An 821-nucleotide genomic window follows, 5' to 3' on the forward strand; every position below is an offset into this window, starting at 1 on the left:
GGGTCTGTTGGGAATTACCGTGAATTGATGATAGCGGCGGTGAGATAAATCATTGCTGCGAATGATCTGTCTGTCTTGTCGCTTCGCATGGCGATGCGCTTGAACTCCTTGAGTTTGCAGAAGAAGTTCTCGATGAGATGGCGCGCCTTGAACAGGGCTTTATCAAAGGGGCGCCTGTCGAGGCGGTTCCGACGCTGGGGAATGACCACGCGGGCCCCTTGCGCGCGTATGGTGTCCACGATCCAGTGGACATCGAACGCCTTGTCAGCAAGAAGTCCCTCGAAATCCGCTGGCTCAAGAAGAGGCATCACCCCGACCGTATCGTAATGCTGGCCGGGGATGAGCGTGAAGCGAACCAGATTGCCAAGGGCATCGGTCATGGCGATGATCTTGGTCGACCATCCCGTCACACTGCGTCCTATCGCCTGGCTTCGGGTCCCCCTTTTGCGCCCTGGCCATGGCGGTGAACCCGGACCACCGTGCCATCGATCATCGCATATTCCATGTCGGAATCGTCAGAGACCGCTTCAAAAAGCCGTTTGAAAACACCGGCTTTCATCCAGTCGCTGTAACGGGAATAGACCGAGTTCCAATGCCCGAAATACGTCGGAAGATCCCGCCATGGACTGCCGGTCCGGGCAATCCATAAGACCGCCTCGATAAAGAGCCGGTTGTCCTGCCCACTGCGCCCGCGATCCGTTTTCTTGCCAAGGCACAGCGGTTCCATTTTCGCCCATTGGGCGTCTGTCAGTACGAAGCGATCCATGCAGACCTTGAATCACAATCACACGCTTTTAAAAACCATAATTCCCAACAGACCC

Annotated in this window: 1 protein-coding gene; it reads right to left on the minus strand. The window is 55.9% G+C overall.

The window, feature by feature from the left end; genetic code table 11:
• Window positions 1-14: 14 nt before the first annotated feature.
• A protein-coding gene (locus tag KMAL_RS16715; protein WP_110096541.1) for an IS5 family transposase occupies window positions 15-766 on the minus strand; the annotation gives its coding sequence in 2 pieces (ribosomal slippage) (window positions 15-436 and window positions 436-766; 753 coding nt in all).
• Window positions 767-821: the final 55 nt, after the last annotated feature.

Source organism: Novacetimonas maltaceti (assembly GCF_002906255.1).
Taxonomy (GTDB): domain Bacteria; phylum Pseudomonadota; class Alphaproteobacteria; order Acetobacterales; family Acetobacteraceae; genus Novacetimonas; species Novacetimonas maltaceti.